The following is a 17,997-nucleotide window of genomic DNA, read 5'->3' as shown; positions in this document are numbered from 1 at the left end:
TTTTCAACCAATCTCCACCGACCTAGGATAGACCAATTCAGAATCTAATTACAGAATAACAGAATGTGTTCGATTTCTAAATGGATTAGGTCTCCCTAAAAAGGAGGTGATCCAGCCACACCTTCCGGTACGGCTACCTTGTTACGACTTCACCCCAGTCACCAGTCCTACCTTAGGCATCCCCCTCCAAAAGGTTGGGGTAATGACTTCGGGCGTGACCAACTTCCATGGTGTGACGGGCGGTGTGTACAAGGCCCGGGAACGAATTCACTGCAGTATGCTGACCTGCAATTACTAGCGATTCCTCCTTCACGAAGGCGAGTTGCAGCCTTCGATCTGAACTGAGCTACGGTTTATGAGATTTGCTTGCTATTGCTAGCTTGCTGCCCTTTGTCCGTAGCATTGTAGTACGTGTGTAGCCCAAAACGTAAGGGGCATGCTGACTTGACGTCATCCTCACCTTCCTCCGGTTTGTCACCGGCAGTCTCTTTAGAGTGCCCAACTTAATGCTGGCAACTAAAAACGAGGGTTGCGCTCGTTGCGGGACTTAACCCAACATCTCACGACACGAGCTGACGACAGCCATGCACCACCTGTGTTCGCGCTCCCGAAGGCACTCTCAGCTTTCACCGAAATTCGCGACATGTCAAGTCTTGGTAAGGTTCTTCGCGTTGCATCGAATTAAACCACATACTCCACCGCTTGTGCGGGCCCCCGTCAATTCCTTTGAGTTTCACACTTGCGTGCGTACTCCCCAGGCGGGATACTTAACGCGTTAGCTCCGGCACGGCTCGGGTCGATACAAGCCACGCCTAGTATCCATCGTTTACGGCTAGGACTACTGGGGTATCTAATCCCATTCGCTCCCCTAGCTTTCGTCCCTCAGTGTCAGTTGCGGCCTAGCAGAACGCTTTCGCCACCGGTGTTCTTCCTGATATCTACGCATTTCACCGCTACACCAGGAATTCCCTTCTGCCCCGAACGCACTCTAGTTCTGTAGTTTCCACTGCTTTTACAAGGTTGAGCCTTGCTCTTTAACAGCAGACTTACAGTACCACCTACGGACCCTTTACGCCCAATCATTCCGGATAACGCTTGCATCCTCCGTATTACCGCGGCTGCTGGCACGGAGTTAGCCGATGCTTATTCCTCAGGTACCGTCATTTTTTTCTTCCCTGAGAAAAGAGGTTTACGACCCAAGAGCCTTCCTCCCTCACGCGGTATTGCTCCGTCAGGCTTTCGCCCATTGCGGAAAATTCCCCACTGCTGCCTCCCGTAGGAGTCTGGGCCGTGTCTCAGTCCCAGTGTGGCTGATCATCCTCTCAGACCAGCTACTGATCGTCGCCTTGGTAGGCTCTTACCCCACCAACTAGCTAATCAGACGCGAGCTTATCTTCAGGCAATAAATCTTTCACCTCTCGGCATATCCGGTATTAGCCACCGTTTCCAGTGGTTGTCCCCGACCTAAAGCCAAATTCTCACGCGTTACTCACCCGTCCGCCACTAAGTTCCTAAGAACTTCGTTCGACTTGCATGTGTTAAGCATACCGCCAGCGTTCATCCTGAGCCAGGATCAAACTCTCCGTTTTGGTAAGTTTGTTTTTTAGCTCTATTTTTTTCGAGTATCTGAATCCTCTACTTGTCTTTCCAGGATTCTTAAATCTCAAATCTCTTGAGGAGTAATGGTCGTCTCTATTCTTTCAAAGTATTATCTTTTCTCGGTTCAGTGGTTGAGGCGCTTGCCCTTCACCTCTATTAATATACCAACTCTTTCTCTTTTTTGTCAAGCAGTTCTTTAAACTTTTTTTGGTCGGGGTTGAGTGAATGAAGTTGCAGTGATTAAAAACCTCATGGTATATAGCTTTAGGCTACTTTTTTATTAACTAAAGCTATCTTGCCTGTCTTCTTAGCATCCTCTTGTTGCATCAATGGGTAGAATTAGGACGTTTACTCGTACTTGCATATTTTCCTTCAAGTTTTGGCTACTATATAATATTGTTCTCGTTATTGTCGGCTCACTCTCAAAGCCTATGATTATCCTATAATTCCCTTGCACTGAGCTATTGGGGAGGATTATCTCTGTGGGAAGTGCATCTATCATTTTGATGATATTTGTAATTTTCCTAAACGTCCGTATGCTAAATACTGTAAGCTTTACAAGAATTTAGAGGAGATTACATTAGGAACACAACAACAGATTTTTGCTAAAAGCTGTGGTATAACTATCAAAAATTGGTTTAAAGGCTATCAGGCTTGGCTGTTACTACTATTTGTAATATTTCGTATGCTTGCTTATTAGTGTGTCAAGTTTCTAAAGAATCAGCATTGGCAGTTTCTATCTTGGTAGGTGATATTTTTTCTTCCAATACGTCTAAGTCAAACCAAAAAGTAGTACCGACACCAACTTCACTGACTAAATTAACCTGACTGTGATGCCTTTGCATAATATTTCTGACAATTGACAGACCTAAGCCTGTGCCTTCAAGGGTATGAACTCGATTTTCTACTCGAAAAAAGCGGTCAAAGATTGCCTGTTGGTCTTCTGGGGCGATACCAATTCCTGTATCACTGATTTCAATCCGTACTCTGGAACGATGATTATGTTCGTTTAGTGTTGCGTGGGTGTGGTTTTCTGTTTCAACCAAGTCTGTCTCAGGAGAAGATAAGGCAAAATTGGGGTGAGGATGCAGCTGGTAGGCTCGAATTGCGACTTTCCCTCCTGCTTTTGTGAATTTGAGTGCATTACCGATTAAGTTGCCAAAGACTTGTAGTAATAAATCGTAATTACCTATAACTAAGGGTAAGTTGGGGGCGACTTCCTGAACTAGTTCAAGTCCTTTGTCTTTGGCATTGAGTTGGTAAGTACGTAGTGTCTGCTCTAATGCTTGTCCTAAATCAACTCCGTCAAAATTATAAGTGCGTCCGGATTCAAGTTTTGATAAGTCTAAAACATCATTAACTAAGCGGGTAAGTCTGTCTGTTTCATGATTAACAGTTTCGAGGAATTCTTGGCGTTCTTCTGCACCTAAGTCTTCACCGTAGTCATGCAGAGTTTCAATATAGGTTTTGATGTTAAATAGAGGTGTGCGTAGTTCGTGGGAAATGTTGCTGATAAATTGGCTTTTGGCTTCATTCAGTTCTACTTCACGGGTGATGTCTTGAACTGTAATAGCAATACCTTTGATACTTTCTCTTTGCAGGTTGAGGACTGTTGTTAAGAGAATGCGGATTGTGCGCTTGGTGGGTTGCTGGAGCGGGATGCGGAATTCCGCACTTTCACATTCACCGGCGGCCATTTTGTATAAGGTACGGGTGATTTCTATTTGTATGCTTTGAGGTAAGTTGTGAAGTAAATTGCTACCGACAACATCAACTCCTTCCCAAGCAAAAATGCGTCTGGCTGTGGGATTGACTAAAATGATCTGCATATTATTGTCAATCAATACTGCTCCATCTGCAATGGTGGAAACTAAGGTTTCTAACTTTGCTTTTTCGGCTGTCAGTTCTTCAATATTTTGTTCTTCATAGCGTTCTAGACGCTCTGCCATTTCATTAAAGCTGAAAATAAGTTCTCCTAGTTCTCCTCCTAGTGGGAGGTCTATTCGCTGTTTAAAATTCCCTGCAGCAATTTGTTTTACTCCTACGAGTAGTTCTTTAATGGGTTTAGTAATAGTTAAGGCATTGATTACTCCTGCTAATATCACCATCACCCAAATTGTGATAAAGACTGCAATGGTGACATCACGGGTGAAGTTGGTGGAAATAACTGCTGTTTGGTTGGGGTTGATGCCGATAGCTAACACACCCAGGTATTTTTTATCCACTATTAAGGGAATAAATACATCTGTAACTATGCCGTCTGGGGTTGTATGTTGGCGTACGATTGGCTGGTCATCATCGCTGGGATAATCTTCTGGTAGTTGCATTTTCCGTTTGATGGTGAGGGAGTTTTCTACTTCTGGTTCCCAGAATGGAATGCCGAAAAAGATTTTTCCTGTTTCATCGGCATAAAGCATATAACGCACACTGGATGTGCTGCTGTAGAAACGTTGGGAAAATTGGGCAACTTCTGTAAGATTGTGATCAGCGATGAGTGGAGCAACGTTAGAAGCAAGTAGTAATCCCAGGTCGCGGCTGAAACGGGTGTCATTGAGACGTGCATCTTGCTGAATTGTATTCACTGCCCAAAATGTCAGCCCACTCATTACCAGGGAAACCACCAGGGTAGCGACAGCTAAGAGTTTGGTTTGCAGGGTGAACTCATACCACCAATGAGTAATCGCATCTCGGATTGTTGTAAAAAAAGCCAGCATCTTAAATAGACTTAAAATATAGTTGTTAGTAGTTCTTTGTTTTCTCCCCCAACAACTTAAAAATTAACAGCTAATTCAGTAAAGGTGTTAGGGAGAAATAGGAAATATGGAAAGATGGGAGGGTGGAGAGATAGAAGAACTACTAATTAAGCTAACTCAGGTCTCAATTTTTAGGACTCTATGACCAATATCTCTACGGTAATATACGCCTGGAAATTGAATGTGTTTGATGCCAGTATAAACTTGAGCGATCGCCTCTTGGAAATTTTCGCCAGTCCCAGTTATATTCAACACTCTACCACCTTCTGTAATGATTTGTTGGGCTGAGTTCAACTTGGTGCCGGCATGAAACACAATGGCTCCGGCTGCTTCTGCTTTTTGAATCCCAGTAATGATCTTACCTTTTTCATAATCTCCAGGATAACCTCCTGAAGCAGCCACTACTGTAGCCGCTGCACCTTCCTTCCAAGCAAGAGGTGGCATTTCTCGTAAACGTTGGTCGATGCAAGCCAAGATTAAATCTTCTAAGGGGGTTTCCAGCAATGGTAAAATTACTTGGGTTTCTGGATCACCAAAGCGACAGTTAAATTCTAAAACTTTAAAGTCGCCATTGGGTGCAACCATTAAACCAGCATACAAAACTCCTCGATAGTCAATACCCCTGTTTCTTAAAGCGGTAATAGTTTTTTCTAAAACTTCTGTTTGCACACGCGCCATTAACTCTGGTGTAGCGATAGGTGTAGGAGTGTATGCTCCCATGCCTCCGGTATTTTCTCCTGTATCACCTTCTCCAATTCGCTTATAATCTTGGGCTGGTAGTAATGGACGAATTGTTAACCCATCAGTAAGTGCTAAAACCGAAACTTCTTGTCCTAGCAAACATTCTTCAATGACCACAAAATTGCCTGCACTACCAAACTGTCCTTGAAAAATGGTATCAATGGCGCTTTCTGCTTGTTCAATAGTTTCAGCCACTGTCACACCCTTGCCAGCGGCCAAGCCGTCAGCTTTAATAACTATTGGCGCTCCTTGTGCTTGGAGATATGATTTTGCTGCTGCGGACTCTCTAAATACTGCAGCTGTAGCTGTTGGTACTCCGGCTTCTTGCATTAAAGCTTTAGCCCAAGCTTTACTAGCTTCAATTTGCGCTCCTGCTTTAACCGGTCCAAATACCATGAGTCCTTGATTTTGGAGATAATCTGTAATTCCATTGGACAAAGGCACTTCTGGACCAACTACTACCAAGGAAATACCCTTTTTTAAGGCAAATTGACTGATGCCTTCAAAATCATCTACCGCTAAGGGCAAGTTTTGACAGCGTTCCAGAGTTGCTGTACCTCCATTACCTGGTACACAGACAACTTGCTCAACTTTATTCGATTGCAGCAGTTTCCACGCTAGAGCGTGTTCACGTCCCCCATTACCGACAACTAAAACCTTCACTTATTTCCTCGTGTGTCCCTTGCAAACAGCAAATGCCTTAAAGCTACTCGGAGATCAATTTTTTCATTAATTATGCCACTAATCAAGTGTTATAACAGAGAATGGGGAACGCAAAACAATAATTTCAAAGCGAAATTAATCACAATCAGTTAAAAATGTAAACATTTCATGAAGTTTTCTACTTTTTAAGTAGGCTGCAAATCAGTGCTTAAAAATTAATGACAATTTAGCTTAATTTATTAATAGTTATAGCAATTGTATGTGAAGTTCCATCCAACAGATTTTGTATAAACGAAATCTCTAAAGTTTCTGTAGTGAGGAATAAGGTGTATCTTCATAGGAAATTTGTATGAATATGAGGCTGCTAAATAATTCAGAAAGAAATATCAAAAATAAACAACATGGCTAAGATTATTGTTACTGGGGCTGCTGGTTTTATAGGTTCTCACCTGGTTGATATTTTATTGCAACGGGGAGAAGAAGTAATTGGCATTGATGAGTTTAATGATTACTACGATCCAGTTTTGAAACGAAAAAATATTGCTACTTTTCAAAATTTGTCTAATTTTACTTTAATTGAAGGGGATATTCGATTTTTAGAGTTACCAGGAATTTGCCAAAATGTGGAGATAATTTATCACCAAGCTGCACAAGCTGGGGTCAGAAGTTCATGGGGTAAGGGCTTTCGGGCTTACACTGAACGAAATATTAATACTACACAAGTTTTGTTGGAAGCTGCTAAGGATGCTCGAAATTTGAAAAGACTAGTTTTTGCTTCGACTTCTAGTATATATGGTGATGCCGAAACTCTACCGACAAATGAAGAAATTCATCCTAAACCTGTTTCACCGTATGGTATTACAAAGTTAGCGGCTGAAAGGTTGTGTGGACTATATCAAAAAAACTTTGGTGTACCTTTTGTTTCATTGCGTTATTTTACTGTTTATGGTCCTAGGCAACGGCCAGATATGGCATTTAATAAGTTCTTTAAAGCTGTTTTAGAGGATGAGGCTATTCCTGTGTATGGTGATGGACAACAAACACGGGATTTTACATTTGTGAGTGATGCTGTTGCTGCTAATTTAGCTGCTGCTACTGTACCAGAAGCGGTGGGCGAGATTTTTAACATTGGTGGTGGTAGTAGGGTGGTTTTGGCTGAAGTGCTGGATACAATGTCCGAAATAGTTGGCAAGCCTATTAAACGTAACCATATTGAAAAAGCTATGGGAGATGCGCGTCACACAGCTGCAGATGTATCTAAGGCGCGAAAAATTCTGGGTTATGAGCCACGGATTTCTCTGAGGGAGGGTTTGCAGCAGGAATGGGAGTGGGTGAAGTCGTTGTATTTGTAGGGAGGAGATAAGAATTAGTCTCTCGCAAAGACGCAAAGATAAAAAGGAAGAAAGAATAGCTTTTGATGATGTAAGTCCCTAGCTTCTTTGAGAGGTTGGGGCTATCTTAAGTCTTAATTTTAATTTTTAATTAGTCTTATTCCCATTCTTGAAATTTGTTGCTGCTACTACGAAGTAGACCGTTTATTTGGGTGCGTCGGGTTTCACAGTTGGCTGCTATGTAAATTAAGATAATACCGACTAGTAAACCTACAATCCATTTTAAGAAGGAATAGCGGGGGCTAAATATTACTAACTGATAACTACTGCTGCTGAGAAAAGTGGCTGTACCAATATAGAGAAATGCGCGTATTCACAAAGCTAGTCCAGCAAAGATGGTGATGAGGCTAAGAATAGTGGGGATAAGAGGTAAATTTTGATGAAAAAGTAACCCCCAACTACAAATTAAATCACTGCCGATTGTTCGTACAATATGACGAATTTATTTTGATTGTGGTAGTTTTAGTTGTGGGTCTATCTGGGCAATATTATATAGTATTTATAGTCCGATATGTGTGATATACCATAAGGTATCTTTGAGGTTTAATTCTTGAAATCAGTTAAATAAGCCCCAATGAATTAAGATGATACTAATGTAGGTAAACTGTGGTTGTCTTTTGGTTGTGGCAAGAACGATATAATATCCGGCTGCAATTATTAAGGTGATGGGATAAATTTTTTGTTGGATTAATCCTAGAATGATTAATGCTAAGATGTATGCTGTTATTTGCCAAGGAGTTTTTAACCAACCTAAAGTATCCCAAGGTAAGATGTAAAGGAAGTAGGAAAATAAGCAAGTCATCGCACCATTCCAAGGAACTAATTTTTGTTGAGTAAAAAAGCGTCCTATTGATAAGTCTTGTAAATATAAACTTGTGATTCCTAATTCCATCGAACCCAGGTAAACCAAAATTTCATCTACACCTATCTTTCCAATACTTTGTGCAGGTTCATGAATATTGTTTCGTCTTCCTTGGCATATTGCATAGCGGGTTAAAAATATTCCTGTTCCTATTCCTACATAAAGCATAAAGGTTATTTTGAATAGGAATTGTAATGGCAAATAAAAATAAACTGCTACTCCCAATCCAGTATAAGTGGGCAATATTTTGTAGTTCTTCTGGTGTAAGTCGCAAATAGCTAATTAACCAAGGGTGAAGGATGCGGGAAACATACATGATGCTAGTAACTAAAGCGGACATAGCGATTAGAATATCACCAATTGCACCTCCTTTTACTACAGAAAGTTGATAGAATAGGAGTTGATAAGCAGAAATGAATACACCAATTATACCAAAGTAAAGTAGGGCTTTACACTCTTCTTTTCTGCGTCCTATACTAATTGAAATTAAGGCTATACTCAAGGAAGAAAAACCTGTCCATTCGCAGAAGTTATTAATTCGTAAGATGTTGCTAAATACACCAGAGATGAGGGATATGATATTAAAGCTAGGGGGTAATATTTGATATCTCCTATGCCACCATTCTCCAAACAATTGAGTTTTTAACCCAAGGGCAATATTAGCAATAGTAATACTAATAATAGATGGTTGCCAAAATCTGAGAACTTCGGTGACTAATAATTCTAAACACCAGCCGATGCTATAAAATGCCCAATTAGATGGTTGTTGGCAACTACGATAGATAATTGGTGCTAGAGTTATTAGTGTGGCAGTTGGATAGCAAATACTGGGGCTTCTATCCCCTGCATAAATGAGGAAGGAGTCTATAGTGATGCTAAATAATTCTAGGATAGAGAGTGCGATCGCCCATTTGTCAGCGCCTAAGGCATAAATTTGAGTTTTGTTAAATAGTAATTTCCTCGCTACCCATGAACTGACAATGGCTAAGGCATATACTATTAACCAACCTGATAACCCTAGATCTGGGAAAATTTGCCATAATGAGGCAACTATTAAACTCAACCCTAAACCGATGGTAGTTCCCATAGTTGTTTGATTTCGTGAATAGCAAGTATTGACAAACATGACAGCAGTTCCTACTGCGAAACCAATTAGTCTATTTCCTGCTAATGGAAGGGTTAAAAGTTGGGCTTATAATACAGCTATCACAGTGACAAAAATTCTGGTACTGCGGCTAGTGTCACTGCTACGCTTTTCTAAAGCGGTGAGTGTTAAAGGTGTAATTAACCAAACAGTACGCGAATAATCGGCATTAGTGATATTAGCATACCAAAATGCTTCCGCTTTTATCCATAAGTAGGAAAAGACTGACAGTAGCTAAACCTAAATCAATATACCAGGCACTATTTTTCCAGATAGTTTCTGTCCAGCTAAATATCCATTCTCCTACTATCAAACCTAATAAAAATGTTGCCCAAATTTCATAACTGAGATTAGGAGACCACCAATTAATAGTATAACAAAGCGCTATTACTCCTGTAACGTGAGTCAGATATACATAAGATACTAGAATAAAAGCGTTGTTTGGTGATAGTAGCTAGGGTAATAGTAGAGAAGAGAAGATTCAGTAATCGCACTGTGGGACTAATTATCGCTAAAATTGTCAAGGATACCCCAAATAATACATTTAACTGCACGCCAAAGATCACCAAATTTGCTTTATTAGCACGATGTAAACTATTTGTTAGTACCACCATCAAAACTAAATAGGGAAATAAAGCCCGAGTCGATAATACAAAATTTTGATTTTGAGTATTAGTTAAATTAGTAGCGATATTAATAGTTAACTTCTGCAATTCACCAGGAAGTAACCCCCAACCTCACCAAATTGTTTGTAACCCAATTAGAAAAAACGCTAATAAGTCAATAATAAGTCAATTTGAAAAATATACTTTCCTAAACGGCGACTAAAAAGCCATAAATTCAAACCACTGACAGTTATTGCTTGCCAAAGTTCATCGATTACCGACTCTAACCAACCCAAGAACAATAAAATTCCCCCTAATTTTTCCCAAATATGAAGCAAGGGAAGGTGTATTTGTCGAGGTGCTTACTTTCCTCTATCCTTGGGGAGAGGAGTTGGGGGTGAAGTTTCTCTCTGCTAACAAAACTGCCAACCAACCACAAATACCAATAGCTAAACCCAACTGATTAACATTTACACCAGCCACAAAAATGGCCCTTGATATTATTCCTAATAACCCGTAAAAGAGCACAGGAAAATATATACCAGTGCCCCAAATATCATTGTGTGCATCTGAATCTTTTCTAGTTTGGCTTAGCTCTGTATAAAGAGTAATCAAACTTGTACCTACTATTGCCAAATAAACAGCAATTAAAGGAAAACCGGATATCTTCCAACCCCAATGCAAATAACTCAGACCCAAAATATTGAATAATGGTAAATTCCCACTGTGAAAATTACTAAGAATTGTCTGATTTCGAGAAAGTGAAACGGTTATCGTTGATAGTACTAGAGAACCAAAGGCTAAAATTACCCAGTTGATAGGATTGTTCCACAAACTAAAGGTATCCATCGCCCAGAAATTGACAGGCACTAATAACGAAGTCAAAATTAATAAAGTCTGTGCTGTCAATTTAAGGTTAGTTTGTTTTCCAGCCCAGAAAGTGAAACCGTAAAAACTCAAAGTATAGGCTAATAAAACTCCATATTGTCCAATGACAGTAAACCTTTTCCACGGACTTCCAGCCAATACACCAGAGGATAAAACTACTAAAAATACTCCCGACAATAACAACCAGGGTACACTTAATTCTTCACCCAATGATTGAAACATCGAAGTGAAGACATTTGGTTTAGCCGGTGCTTTTGGTTCTGGGGGTAAAGTAGTAATTAATGGTTTTGATCTATTTGCACTTGTCAATACACCTTGTGGAAGATTTTCAATTTGTGGTTGTAATACCATAGGACAATCAAGATATTCCCGACATATTTGCCTAACTTTGGTATCAGATATTAAACCTAAGCGCAGCTAAATATCCAGTCCCTCGAATAACTGAGGATGGTACAGTGCAAGCGCACAGAAAAGTGTAGTCTTTTATTAAAGAGACAAGGTATATTGTAGCCATTTACTGAAAGTGTCACTGGTGGAAATCAATCCATACCTGTTTTTTGCTCTTGATATAATTGTTTAAACAAACCTTGCTGTTTTTTATGATCTACTATGGGTGTAGGATAACCAACAGCACGACGTTCTAAAGGTGTAATATTACCACTTACTAAGTATTCTGTATCTACAGATTTTAATTCTCGAACCCATTGACGAATATATTCACCGTCAATATCGAATTTTTGCGCTTGGCTGGCTGGGTTAAATATCCTCAATGGTTTGGAATCCATCCCACTCGAAGCACTCCATTGCCAACCACCATTATTAGCAGATAAATCACCGTCAATGAGTTTCTGCATAAAATATTTTTCTCCCCATTGAGGATTAATAATTAAATCTTTGGTGAGAAAACTGGCTACAATCATTCTACATCTATTGTGCATCCAGCCGATTTCATTTAATTGCCGCATCGCTGCATCAACTATCGGATAACCAGTTTTCCCCTCACACCAAGCTTGAAAATGTGCTTGATTATTCTGCCAAGGGAACTTTTTGAAAATATCTCGATATGCACCATTAGCTAATGCCGGAAAATGATACATTGCATGTTGATAAAATTCCCGCCAAGCGAATTCTTGTTGCCATGTGCGAATACTCGCTGTTACTTCTTCACTATTACTAGTTTCTAATAATTCTTTTGTAGCTTGCCAGATTGTACGAATACCAATTACACCAAATTTCAAAGCTGCACTTAATTGGGATGTTCCATGTACGGTGGGAAAATTACGTTGTTCTTGATATTCATTAATGGCAGAAGTGGTAAAGGTTTCTAACCTGGCTTTTGCTACTGCTTCTCCTGGTTCAATGATTAATTCTCCATCCCAAATAAAGCCTAAATCTTGTGCAGACGGTAAGTTAATTGCACCAGATTGTTTTGCAATTTCTTGTTCTGCTGCTGTCAATCCTTCGGAATTTTTTAAAGTTGCAACTGGGTTTGCTTTTGGTTTACTACTCCAATTTTTCCAGAAGGGAGTATAAACTGTGTATGGGGTTTTAGAACCACTAAGAATTTCATCCGGTGAGTGTAGCAACTGATCCCAATTTTGATTAAGAGTCTGAATACCTTTTTCTCTAAGGACGCAAATTACATCATTATCCCGTATTTGTGCGTAAGGTTCTACATCCCAATTCCAAAATACTGCTTTAACTTTCAATGCTTCCGCTAAGGCGGGAATGACTGCGATAGGGTTATCATATAAAATTACTAACTGGCTACCTGCTTGAGTGTATTGTTTTTCTAATGACTGTAAACAGCCCATCATATACTTTATTCTTGCAGGTGCAACATCATCACTGTTTAAAATACAAGGGTCAAGACAAAATACACCTACTATCTTTGAACTTTGTTCTCTAGCCGCTATTAGTCCTGTATTATCAGAAATACGTAAATCCCGGCGATGCCAAAACAAAATTAAATGAGACATTTCGATATGATATAGTTTTCTTGTACTATTTTACCCTAATAGAATTATTCACAGTTATCAATTCAGGACTTATGCAACTGGCATATTAGTATGGTGGGTCAGACCTATAAATCAGTTAATATCAACGAATTTTCGGCATCTGACACACCCTACAAGAGACTTGATTGTGACACTTGCGTAAGTCCTACGAAAAAATCGGTGTAAAGCAGAACTGGCGTAAATACCTAAGAATATTTAGTATGTGTTAAAACACCTCTTTGTCAGTCGAAGATAGTGGCTTTTTGGTAGAAATTTAAGTAAACTGTTCTTAATAAAGAATTTAGTATTTTGTCATGGCGATTTTATTACTTGACAACGGCATAACCGAGAGTAATTTCAGTGAGATAGTTCATGAACTAAAATCCCTAAATATCAAGCTGAGAAATTATGAACTAGGAACATCACTGCTTTCCTCTGAATTGCTAGAACAGGAAACTGTTACGGAATCAGAGAAACTTTACATTATCGAACTTCATAACAGTCTGTTTGAATTCCTGCAAAAAGAAACCGATTATCATTGGAGTGATTTACTCAATATACATCCTGGCTCCACAAATTTAGAAACTTGGATAGTAACTTACGGACGTTACCATACGCACAATGCAGCTGAAGTGATTTATTTGTTAGCAGGAGAGATGATTTATGGTTTCGTTAAGCCTGATGGTAGCCAAGTCCAGTTATTACTTCAGCATCAAGACTATTTGTACATTCCCATCGGTGTAGAACATTGGTGTAGTCCTTCAGCATCCTTACATTTTAAGGTGATCCGTTATTTCACGACTGTTGAAGGTTGGATGCCAAATTATACGGGTACTCATCAGCAATTCAAAATTTAGCGACTCAAAAGCTAAGAGAGTGCATCTACTTAATATAATATCGAACGAGTACAATAATATTGTATGACTTATCCACTAATAAAGTAGCAAAATAGTGTAGTGATGAAAATGTCATCTACTTAGCAGGTATGGGAGAATTAGAGAAATAACCAAACCTGCTACAGCACAATAGAATCTGGAACATTACACTCTGTTTTTGCTATCATAACTAAAGCATGGGGGATGTTGTAGATTGGCAGAGATATTGGAAAACGTTTCACATGACAGTGTGAATAGATTATTTCTCAGAGAGAGATAGGAAGCGAAAGATTTACTCGATACAGTAAAGGAAATCATAAATATACTAGGAGCTATCCCCTGAATACTTCGGGGGAAGAACTTATTCAGGTACCCATAAGCAATCAAAAGGATTGAAAGCAGATTTTTCGTCAAGAATAGTCGCCAAATAGGGAATATTACCAACCTTAGAAATGCAGTCACGAATATATTTAAAGAAGCTAATTCCCAACTTACGAGTAGTAGTAACAAGAGACATAAAAGTATCCCAAGTCTGAGTCCCTTCGAGAGTCTGAGTGGCATCACTAATATTACCTCGCTGCACCATAGTTCTAGCACCTAACTCAGCCGGGTTATTGTGCAAAGGTAATTCAGGATGCTCTAAAACATAAAGCAACTCAGAAATTTTGACCAGAGTTAATGGTTTTCGCTCATCCAATTGTTGATAACCACCACTGTCAGTGTGGAACAACTTCCAAAACTTATACCGGAGTTTATCTGCCGTTTGCTGATTGGGAGAATCTTGATCAGGGAGTAAGTCTCGGTAGTAATTGCAGAAATCATCCAGGAATTTATCTAAAACCTTTTGGTGACAAGCAATAAACGCACTTAACTTCTTATAATTTCTTCCTTCATCTACCCAACACCAAACGATATTATCAGTCAGTAACTTCAATTGAGGAGCATCATTACAGACCAGAGTTTACACCACTGGCCAATCAGTTTGTTGATGATAAAAAGCAATAGCTACTGCTTCCATAATCCGAGTCCGTTGTTGTGAACCCAGTTTAGGCAGGTGTGTATCCAGTAGGGTATAAAACTCTGCCTCACTCAACACAGTTTCTTAAGGTAATACTTGGAGAGCATTTTTCCATTTAGTTGGTAGTTGAAAATGCTCGAGCAAGTCAATATTCTCTAGGAACTCTAACAACTTGCCTTGGGTCATGTTGCCCCCATACTACAAGCTGATAATCAAGGTTTTTATTCCTAGACCGAATTCTCCCTCATAACCCCAAGGAGGTTCTGCCAAATAGGTTTTTCCTTCTCATAGTGAGTAGTATTTCTCTTTCCGGAATAGTACGTTATCGGTTGCCAGGATGATGTCTTGGATGATTACTTCTTCATACCCTTTGAACTGCGCCTCTGCTGGCAGTAATTCTTGGGGATATTCTAGTATTTCTTCTCTGTCTATTTTAGTCCCAGCCTTCTTACTGCCTTTGTTGTCCTTTTTTGGCGTTTGTCGCTCTTTCTCCCATGAGTGATTGCTTGTGAAGCCTTTTTGATTCTTGGCTTTTATCTCTGGCTGACCGTTTTCTCCCTTCAATCGGTTGTTTTCATCTCTTAACCCTTGATTTTCTGCCCGTAATTCTTTTACTTCTGATTGTTACTGCTCTCTTAGATTCAGTCATATCTCTACTTTCTGACCCATGGATTCCTCTGCAATTCCTTTTCCCTCAATGCTTTGGAGCAACTCTGTTTGTGATAAGTCTTTTGCTAAAATTTTTTGCCTAATGTCTCATATTTTATAATGCCTTGTGTCCCACTCTCAATTTTTTCTTTTTTTCTCTTACCCCTACTTATTCCACCGATACGGTAGGACTTACGCACAATTCATGCAAGAACGAACCACGAAGGGGAGCAAGGCGATTTTGTGAGGTGGGGTAAAGAGTGTGCTTTCAGCTACACCAACCACAGCCATCACTAAAAATTATTTACGGTACAATTAAAATATAGATACAAGTTATCAATTTAAGAATGCAAGGAAACAGTAAATTTTGGTTAGAAGAAAATGGGGAAATTATGTTACGTCTTCCTTGTCAATGGATAGCTGGAAGTTGGCATCATTTCTGTAATTCCATTTTCACCTCTTTTATCCATCTTCAAAGTCTCTAATATTTTATACCTACAACTCCCATTTAACAGAATTATCTGTGCTAATAAATACCTGCTGATTTGATTACTGGCCTAAGCAGCTTATTCCCACCACCCACGAATTCTTGAATATAGGTCTTTCTAGGATATTCCGAGAAGATACTTTCTCTTGCAATTTGATTTGTTTGATATCATTTATTTTACCTTAATTCCAGAAAAATATTTTAGCGATGCCTGTGGTTGGTGTAGCTGAAAGCACACTCTTTACCCCACCTCACAAAATCGCCTTGCTCCCCCACGAAGACACTTTCACATAGTGTCGCGAAGGGATAGGACAGCAAGAAGAGAGACTTTTAGAGATATTTTGCGTAAGTCCTGAAGAGTATATTACATTGGTAACTTGTAAAGAACCTTTACATTGATACCTATAAAATTTTTTCACTCATGAGTCAAATAATCTGGATTGCACGACACGCCAATCGCCTTGATTTCGTAAACCCTGATTGGTTTATGACTGCGGAAAAACCCTATGATCCTCCCTTATCGGATGATGGTATGGTGCAGGCCAAACAATTGGCAAAACGGCTAAAAGGTGAAAAAATATCCCAAATCTTTGCTTCTCCATTTTTGAGAACAGTGCAAACTGCTAACGCGGTAGCAGAAGTTTTGGACCTACCGATTAAATTGGAAACAGGCTTAAGCGAGTGGCTGAATCCAGAGTGGATGTCAGAAGAACCGGAAAAACTGTCAATGATAGCTTTAGCAGCATTATTTCCCAGAATTGATAATGGCTACACATCGCATATTGCGGCACAATATCCCGAAACTCATGAAAAGGTGCGACAACGTTCTGGACAAACTGCTAGATGTTTAGCGGCTGAGTGCTGGCCGGATGATATTCTTTTAGTGGCACATGGGGCTTCGGTACTGGGTGCGGCAATGGGTTTAGTAGGGGATATTGCCAAAACAGAAGTTAAAGCTACTTTATGTTCTTTGGTTAAAGTGGTGCGTCAAGAATCAGAATGGTTGCTAGAACTAAAGGGAGATATTTCCCATTTGACGACAATAGAGGAAGTGGTGCGATTTGTTTAAGTCTCTAATTTAGAGATTTTAAATTACAACAGTTTTCGTTTATTTAAACCACATTTTTATTTTAAGGCTTTCTTGCTGTCTGCCTTTGCATCTTGATGTGACATAAAAATAATGTGGTTCATTTACTTGAAAATAGCTATGTAATTCCATAGTAAGTAAGTACAAGTAACCAAATAGCTGATAAATTTTATGACATTGGTACTAGCAGGAGATATTGGTGGGACAAAAACTATTTTGCGAGCGCTTGAATCTTCTGAATCTTCAGGATTAAAAACTTTGTATGAGGAGAGTTACTGCAGCGGAGACTTTCCCGATTTGGTGTTGATGGTGCAGAAGTTTTTGGCCGCAGCAAATTCTTCGACACCAGAAAAAGCTTGTTTTGCGATCGCAGGCCCGGTGGTAAACAATACTGCTAAACTGACTAATTTAGCCTGGTTTTTAGATACGCACAGGTTAGCCCAAGAACTGGGTATTGTTTCTATTTCCCTGATTAATGACTTTGCGGCTGTTGGTTATGGTATTTTTGGTTTAACTAAACAAGATTTACTGACTTTGCAAGTTGGTAAACATAAACCAGAAGCACCTATAGGGGTTATTGGTGCAGGAACTGGCTTAGGACAAGGTTTTTTAATCAAACAAGGTAATCAATATCAAGTTTTTCCCTCAGAAGGTGGACACGCGGATTTTGCACCCCGGAATGAGTTAGAATTTCAACTTTTAAAATACCTGTTGGATAAACATGATATTGAACGGGTTTCTGCGGAAAGAGTTATTTCCGGCTTGGGTATTACTTCGATTTATCAATTTTTGCGAGATAGAAAAATCGCTAGCGAATCACCAGAAATTGCTCAAGTTGTCAGAAATTTGGAACAAGAAGCGGGACAAGCAGAAAAAACTGTAGATGCAGCTGCAGCTATTGGTAGTGCAGCTTTAGCGAAAAGTGATTGCCTTTCTGAACAAACCATACAACTCTTCATTGAAGCTTACGGTGCAGAAGCTGGTAATCTGGCTTTGAAATTACTACCCCATGGTGGATTATACATTGCTGGTGGTATCGCTCCAAAAATTCTGCCTTTGATGCAAGATGGCAGTTTCATGTTAAATTTCACACACAAAGGGAGAATGCGTTCTATTCTCGAAGAAATTCCAGTCCATATAATTCTTAACCAACAAGTGGGATTAATTGGTGCCGCTTTGTGTGCGTCTAGGCTATAAATAGCACCAACCGTGAAAAGCACATCTGCGAAGGCTACAAAT

Annotated in this window: 16 protein-coding genes, 1 rRNA gene and 1 pseudogene; 6 read left to right on the top strand and 12 right to left on the bottom strand. The window is 39.6% G+C overall.

Features of this window, described 5'->3' with window-relative positions; all coding sequences use genetic code 11:
- Positions 1 to 99 precede the first annotated feature (99 nt).
- From AAZO_RS03775 to purD, 3 genes are all read right to left on the bottom strand, one after another.
- Positions 100 to 1,589 (bottom strand): 16S ribosomal RNA (locus AAZO_RS03775).
- Positions 1,590 to 2,303: 714 nt separating this feature from the next.
- A complete protein-coding gene (nblS, locus tag AAZO_RS03770; RefSeq protein WP_013190230.1) occupies positions 2,304 to 4,313 on the bottom strand; it encodes a two-component system sensor histidine kinase NblS in 2,010 nt (669 codons plus the stop codon).
- Positions 4,314 to 4,469: 156 nt separating this feature from the next.
- Positions 4,470 to 5,756, bottom strand: a complete 1,287-nt coding sequence (gene purD / locus AAZO_RS03765; protein WP_013190229.1) for a phosphoribosylamine--glycine ligase — start codon at positions 5,754 to 5,756, stop codon at positions 4,470 to 4,472.
- A 401-nt stretch (positions 5,757 to 6,157) separates the two neighbouring features.
- On the opposite strand from purD, the gene AAZO_RS03760 reads away from it, so the two are divergent.
- Positions 6,158 to 7,108, top strand: coding sequence for an NAD-dependent epimerase/dehydratase family protein (locus tag AAZO_RS03760; RefSeq protein ID WP_013190228.1), 951 nt, complete (start codon positions 6,158 to 6,160; stop codon positions 7,106 to 7,108).
- A gap of 595 nt (positions 7,109 to 7,703) precedes the next feature.
- Here the strand turns inward: AAZO_RS03760 and AAZO_RS36705 are convergent.
- On the bottom strand, positions 7,704 to 8,177 hold the full coding sequence (locus AAZO_RS36705) for a hypothetical protein (protein ID WP_228371488.1): 474 nt from the start codon (positions 8,175 to 8,177) through the stop codon (positions 7,704 to 7,706).
- On the bottom strand, positions 8,098 to 9,135 hold the full coding sequence (locus AAZO_RS36700; protein WP_228371487.1) for a hypothetical protein: 1,038 nt from the start codon (positions 9,133 to 9,135) through the stop codon (positions 8,098 to 8,100). Before AAZO_RS36700 ends, AAZO_RS36705 begins: the two co-directional genes overlap by 80 nt.
- On the opposite strand from AAZO_RS36700, the gene AAZO_RS36695 reads away from it, so the two are divergent.
- On the top strand, positions 9,134 to 9,316 hold the full coding sequence (locus tag AAZO_RS36695) for a hypothetical protein (protein ID WP_228371486.1): 183 nt from the start codon (positions 9,134 to 9,136) through the stop codon (positions 9,314 to 9,316). The genes AAZO_RS36700 and AAZO_RS36695 overlap by 2 nt on opposite strands.
- A 202-nt stretch (positions 9,317 to 9,518) precedes the next feature.
- Here the strand turns inward: AAZO_RS36695 and AAZO_RS36690 are convergent, their stop codons facing one another.
- From AAZO_RS36690 to AAZO_RS03750, 4 genes are all read right to left on the bottom strand, one after another.
- On the bottom strand, positions 9,519 to 9,866 hold the full coding sequence (locus AAZO_RS36690; RefSeq protein WP_228371485.1) for a hypothetical protein: 348 nt from the start codon (positions 9,864 to 9,866) through the stop codon (positions 9,519 to 9,521).
- Positions 9,867 to 9,925: 59 nt separating this feature from the next.
- Positions 9,926 to 10,096 (bottom strand): hypothetical protein, encoded by a 171-nt coding sequence (locus AAZO_RS36685; RefSeq protein ID WP_228371484.1) that lies wholly within the window; start codon positions 10,094 to 10,096, stop codon positions 9,926 to 9,928.
- 34 nt (positions 10,097 to 10,130) lie between these two features.
- Positions 10,131 to 10,997, bottom strand: a complete 867-nt coding sequence (locus AAZO_RS36680; protein ID WP_228371483.1) for a hypothetical protein — start codon at positions 10,995 to 10,997, stop codon at positions 10,131 to 10,133.
- Positions 10,998 to 11,185: 188 nt separating this feature from the next.
- The gene (locus AAZO_RS03750) at positions 11,186 to 12,625 is read right to left on the bottom strand and encodes an FAD-binding domain-containing protein (protein WP_013190227.1); all 1,440 of its coding nucleotides are present in this window, start codon (positions 12,623 to 12,625) and stop codon (positions 11,186 to 11,188) included.
- 332 nt (positions 12,626 to 12,957) lie between these two features.
- Between AAZO_RS03750 and AAZO_RS03745 the strand changes: the two genes are divergently transcribed.
- Together AAZO_RS03745 and AAZO_RS36675 are read left to right on the top strand one after the other, a co-directional pair.
- A complete protein-coding gene (locus AAZO_RS03745) occupies positions 12,958 to 13,500 on the top strand; it encodes a cupin domain-containing protein (RefSeq protein ID WP_013190226.1) in 543 nt (180 codons plus the stop codon).
- A 175-nt stretch (positions 13,501 to 13,675) separates the two neighbouring features.
- Positions 13,676 to 13,795: pseudogene (locus tag AAZO_RS36675) on the top strand (IS701 family transposase); the annotation flags it as partial.
- An 84-nt stretch (positions 13,796 to 13,879) separates the two neighbouring features.
- Here the strand turns inward: AAZO_RS36675 and AAZO_RS28610 are convergent.
- The 3 genes from AAZO_RS28610 to AAZO_RS36670 form a co-directional block, all read right to left on the bottom strand.
- A complete protein-coding gene (locus tag AAZO_RS28610) occupies positions 13,880 to 14,452 on the bottom strand; it encodes a hypothetical protein (protein ID WP_228371482.1) in 573 nt (190 codons plus the stop codon).
- A 27-nt stretch (positions 14,453 to 14,479) separates the two neighbouring features.
- The gene (locus AAZO_RS40890; protein WP_266888061.1) at positions 14,480 to 14,614 is read right to left on the bottom strand and encodes a hypothetical protein; all 135 of its coding nucleotides are present in this window, start codon (positions 14,612 to 14,614) and stop codon (positions 14,480 to 14,482) included.
- Between the two features lie 207 nt (positions 14,615 to 14,821).
- Positions 14,822 to 15,100: a hypothetical protein gene (locus tag AAZO_RS36670; protein WP_081462686.1), complete on the bottom strand. Its 279-nt coding sequence runs from the start codon at positions 15,098 to 15,100 to the stop codon at positions 14,822 to 14,824.
- A 992-nt stretch (positions 15,101 to 16,092) separates the two neighbouring features.
- Between AAZO_RS36670 and AAZO_RS03730 the strand changes: the two genes are divergently transcribed.
- Both AAZO_RS03730 and AAZO_RS03725 read left to right on the top strand, forming a co-directional pair.
- Positions 16,093 to 16,740, top strand: coding sequence for a histidine phosphatase family protein (locus tag AAZO_RS03730; protein WP_013190225.1), 648 nt, complete (start codon positions 16,093 to 16,095; stop codon positions 16,738 to 16,740).
- A 189-nt stretch (positions 16,741 to 16,929) separates the two neighbouring features.
- A complete protein-coding gene (locus tag AAZO_RS03725) occupies positions 16,930 to 17,955 on the top strand; it encodes a glucokinase (protein ID WP_013190224.1) in 1,026 nt (341 codons plus the stop codon).
- Positions 17,956 to 17,997: the final 42 nt, after the last annotated feature.

Source organism: 'Nostoc azollae' 0708 (assembly GCF_000196515.1).
GTDB classification, from domain to species: Bacteria; Cyanobacteriota; Cyanobacteriia; order Cyanobacteriales; family Nostocaceae; genus Trichormus_B; species Trichormus_B azollae.
Note: the sequence above shows the minus strand (reverse complement) of the source record. Positions and strands in the feature narration are given on the sequence as shown.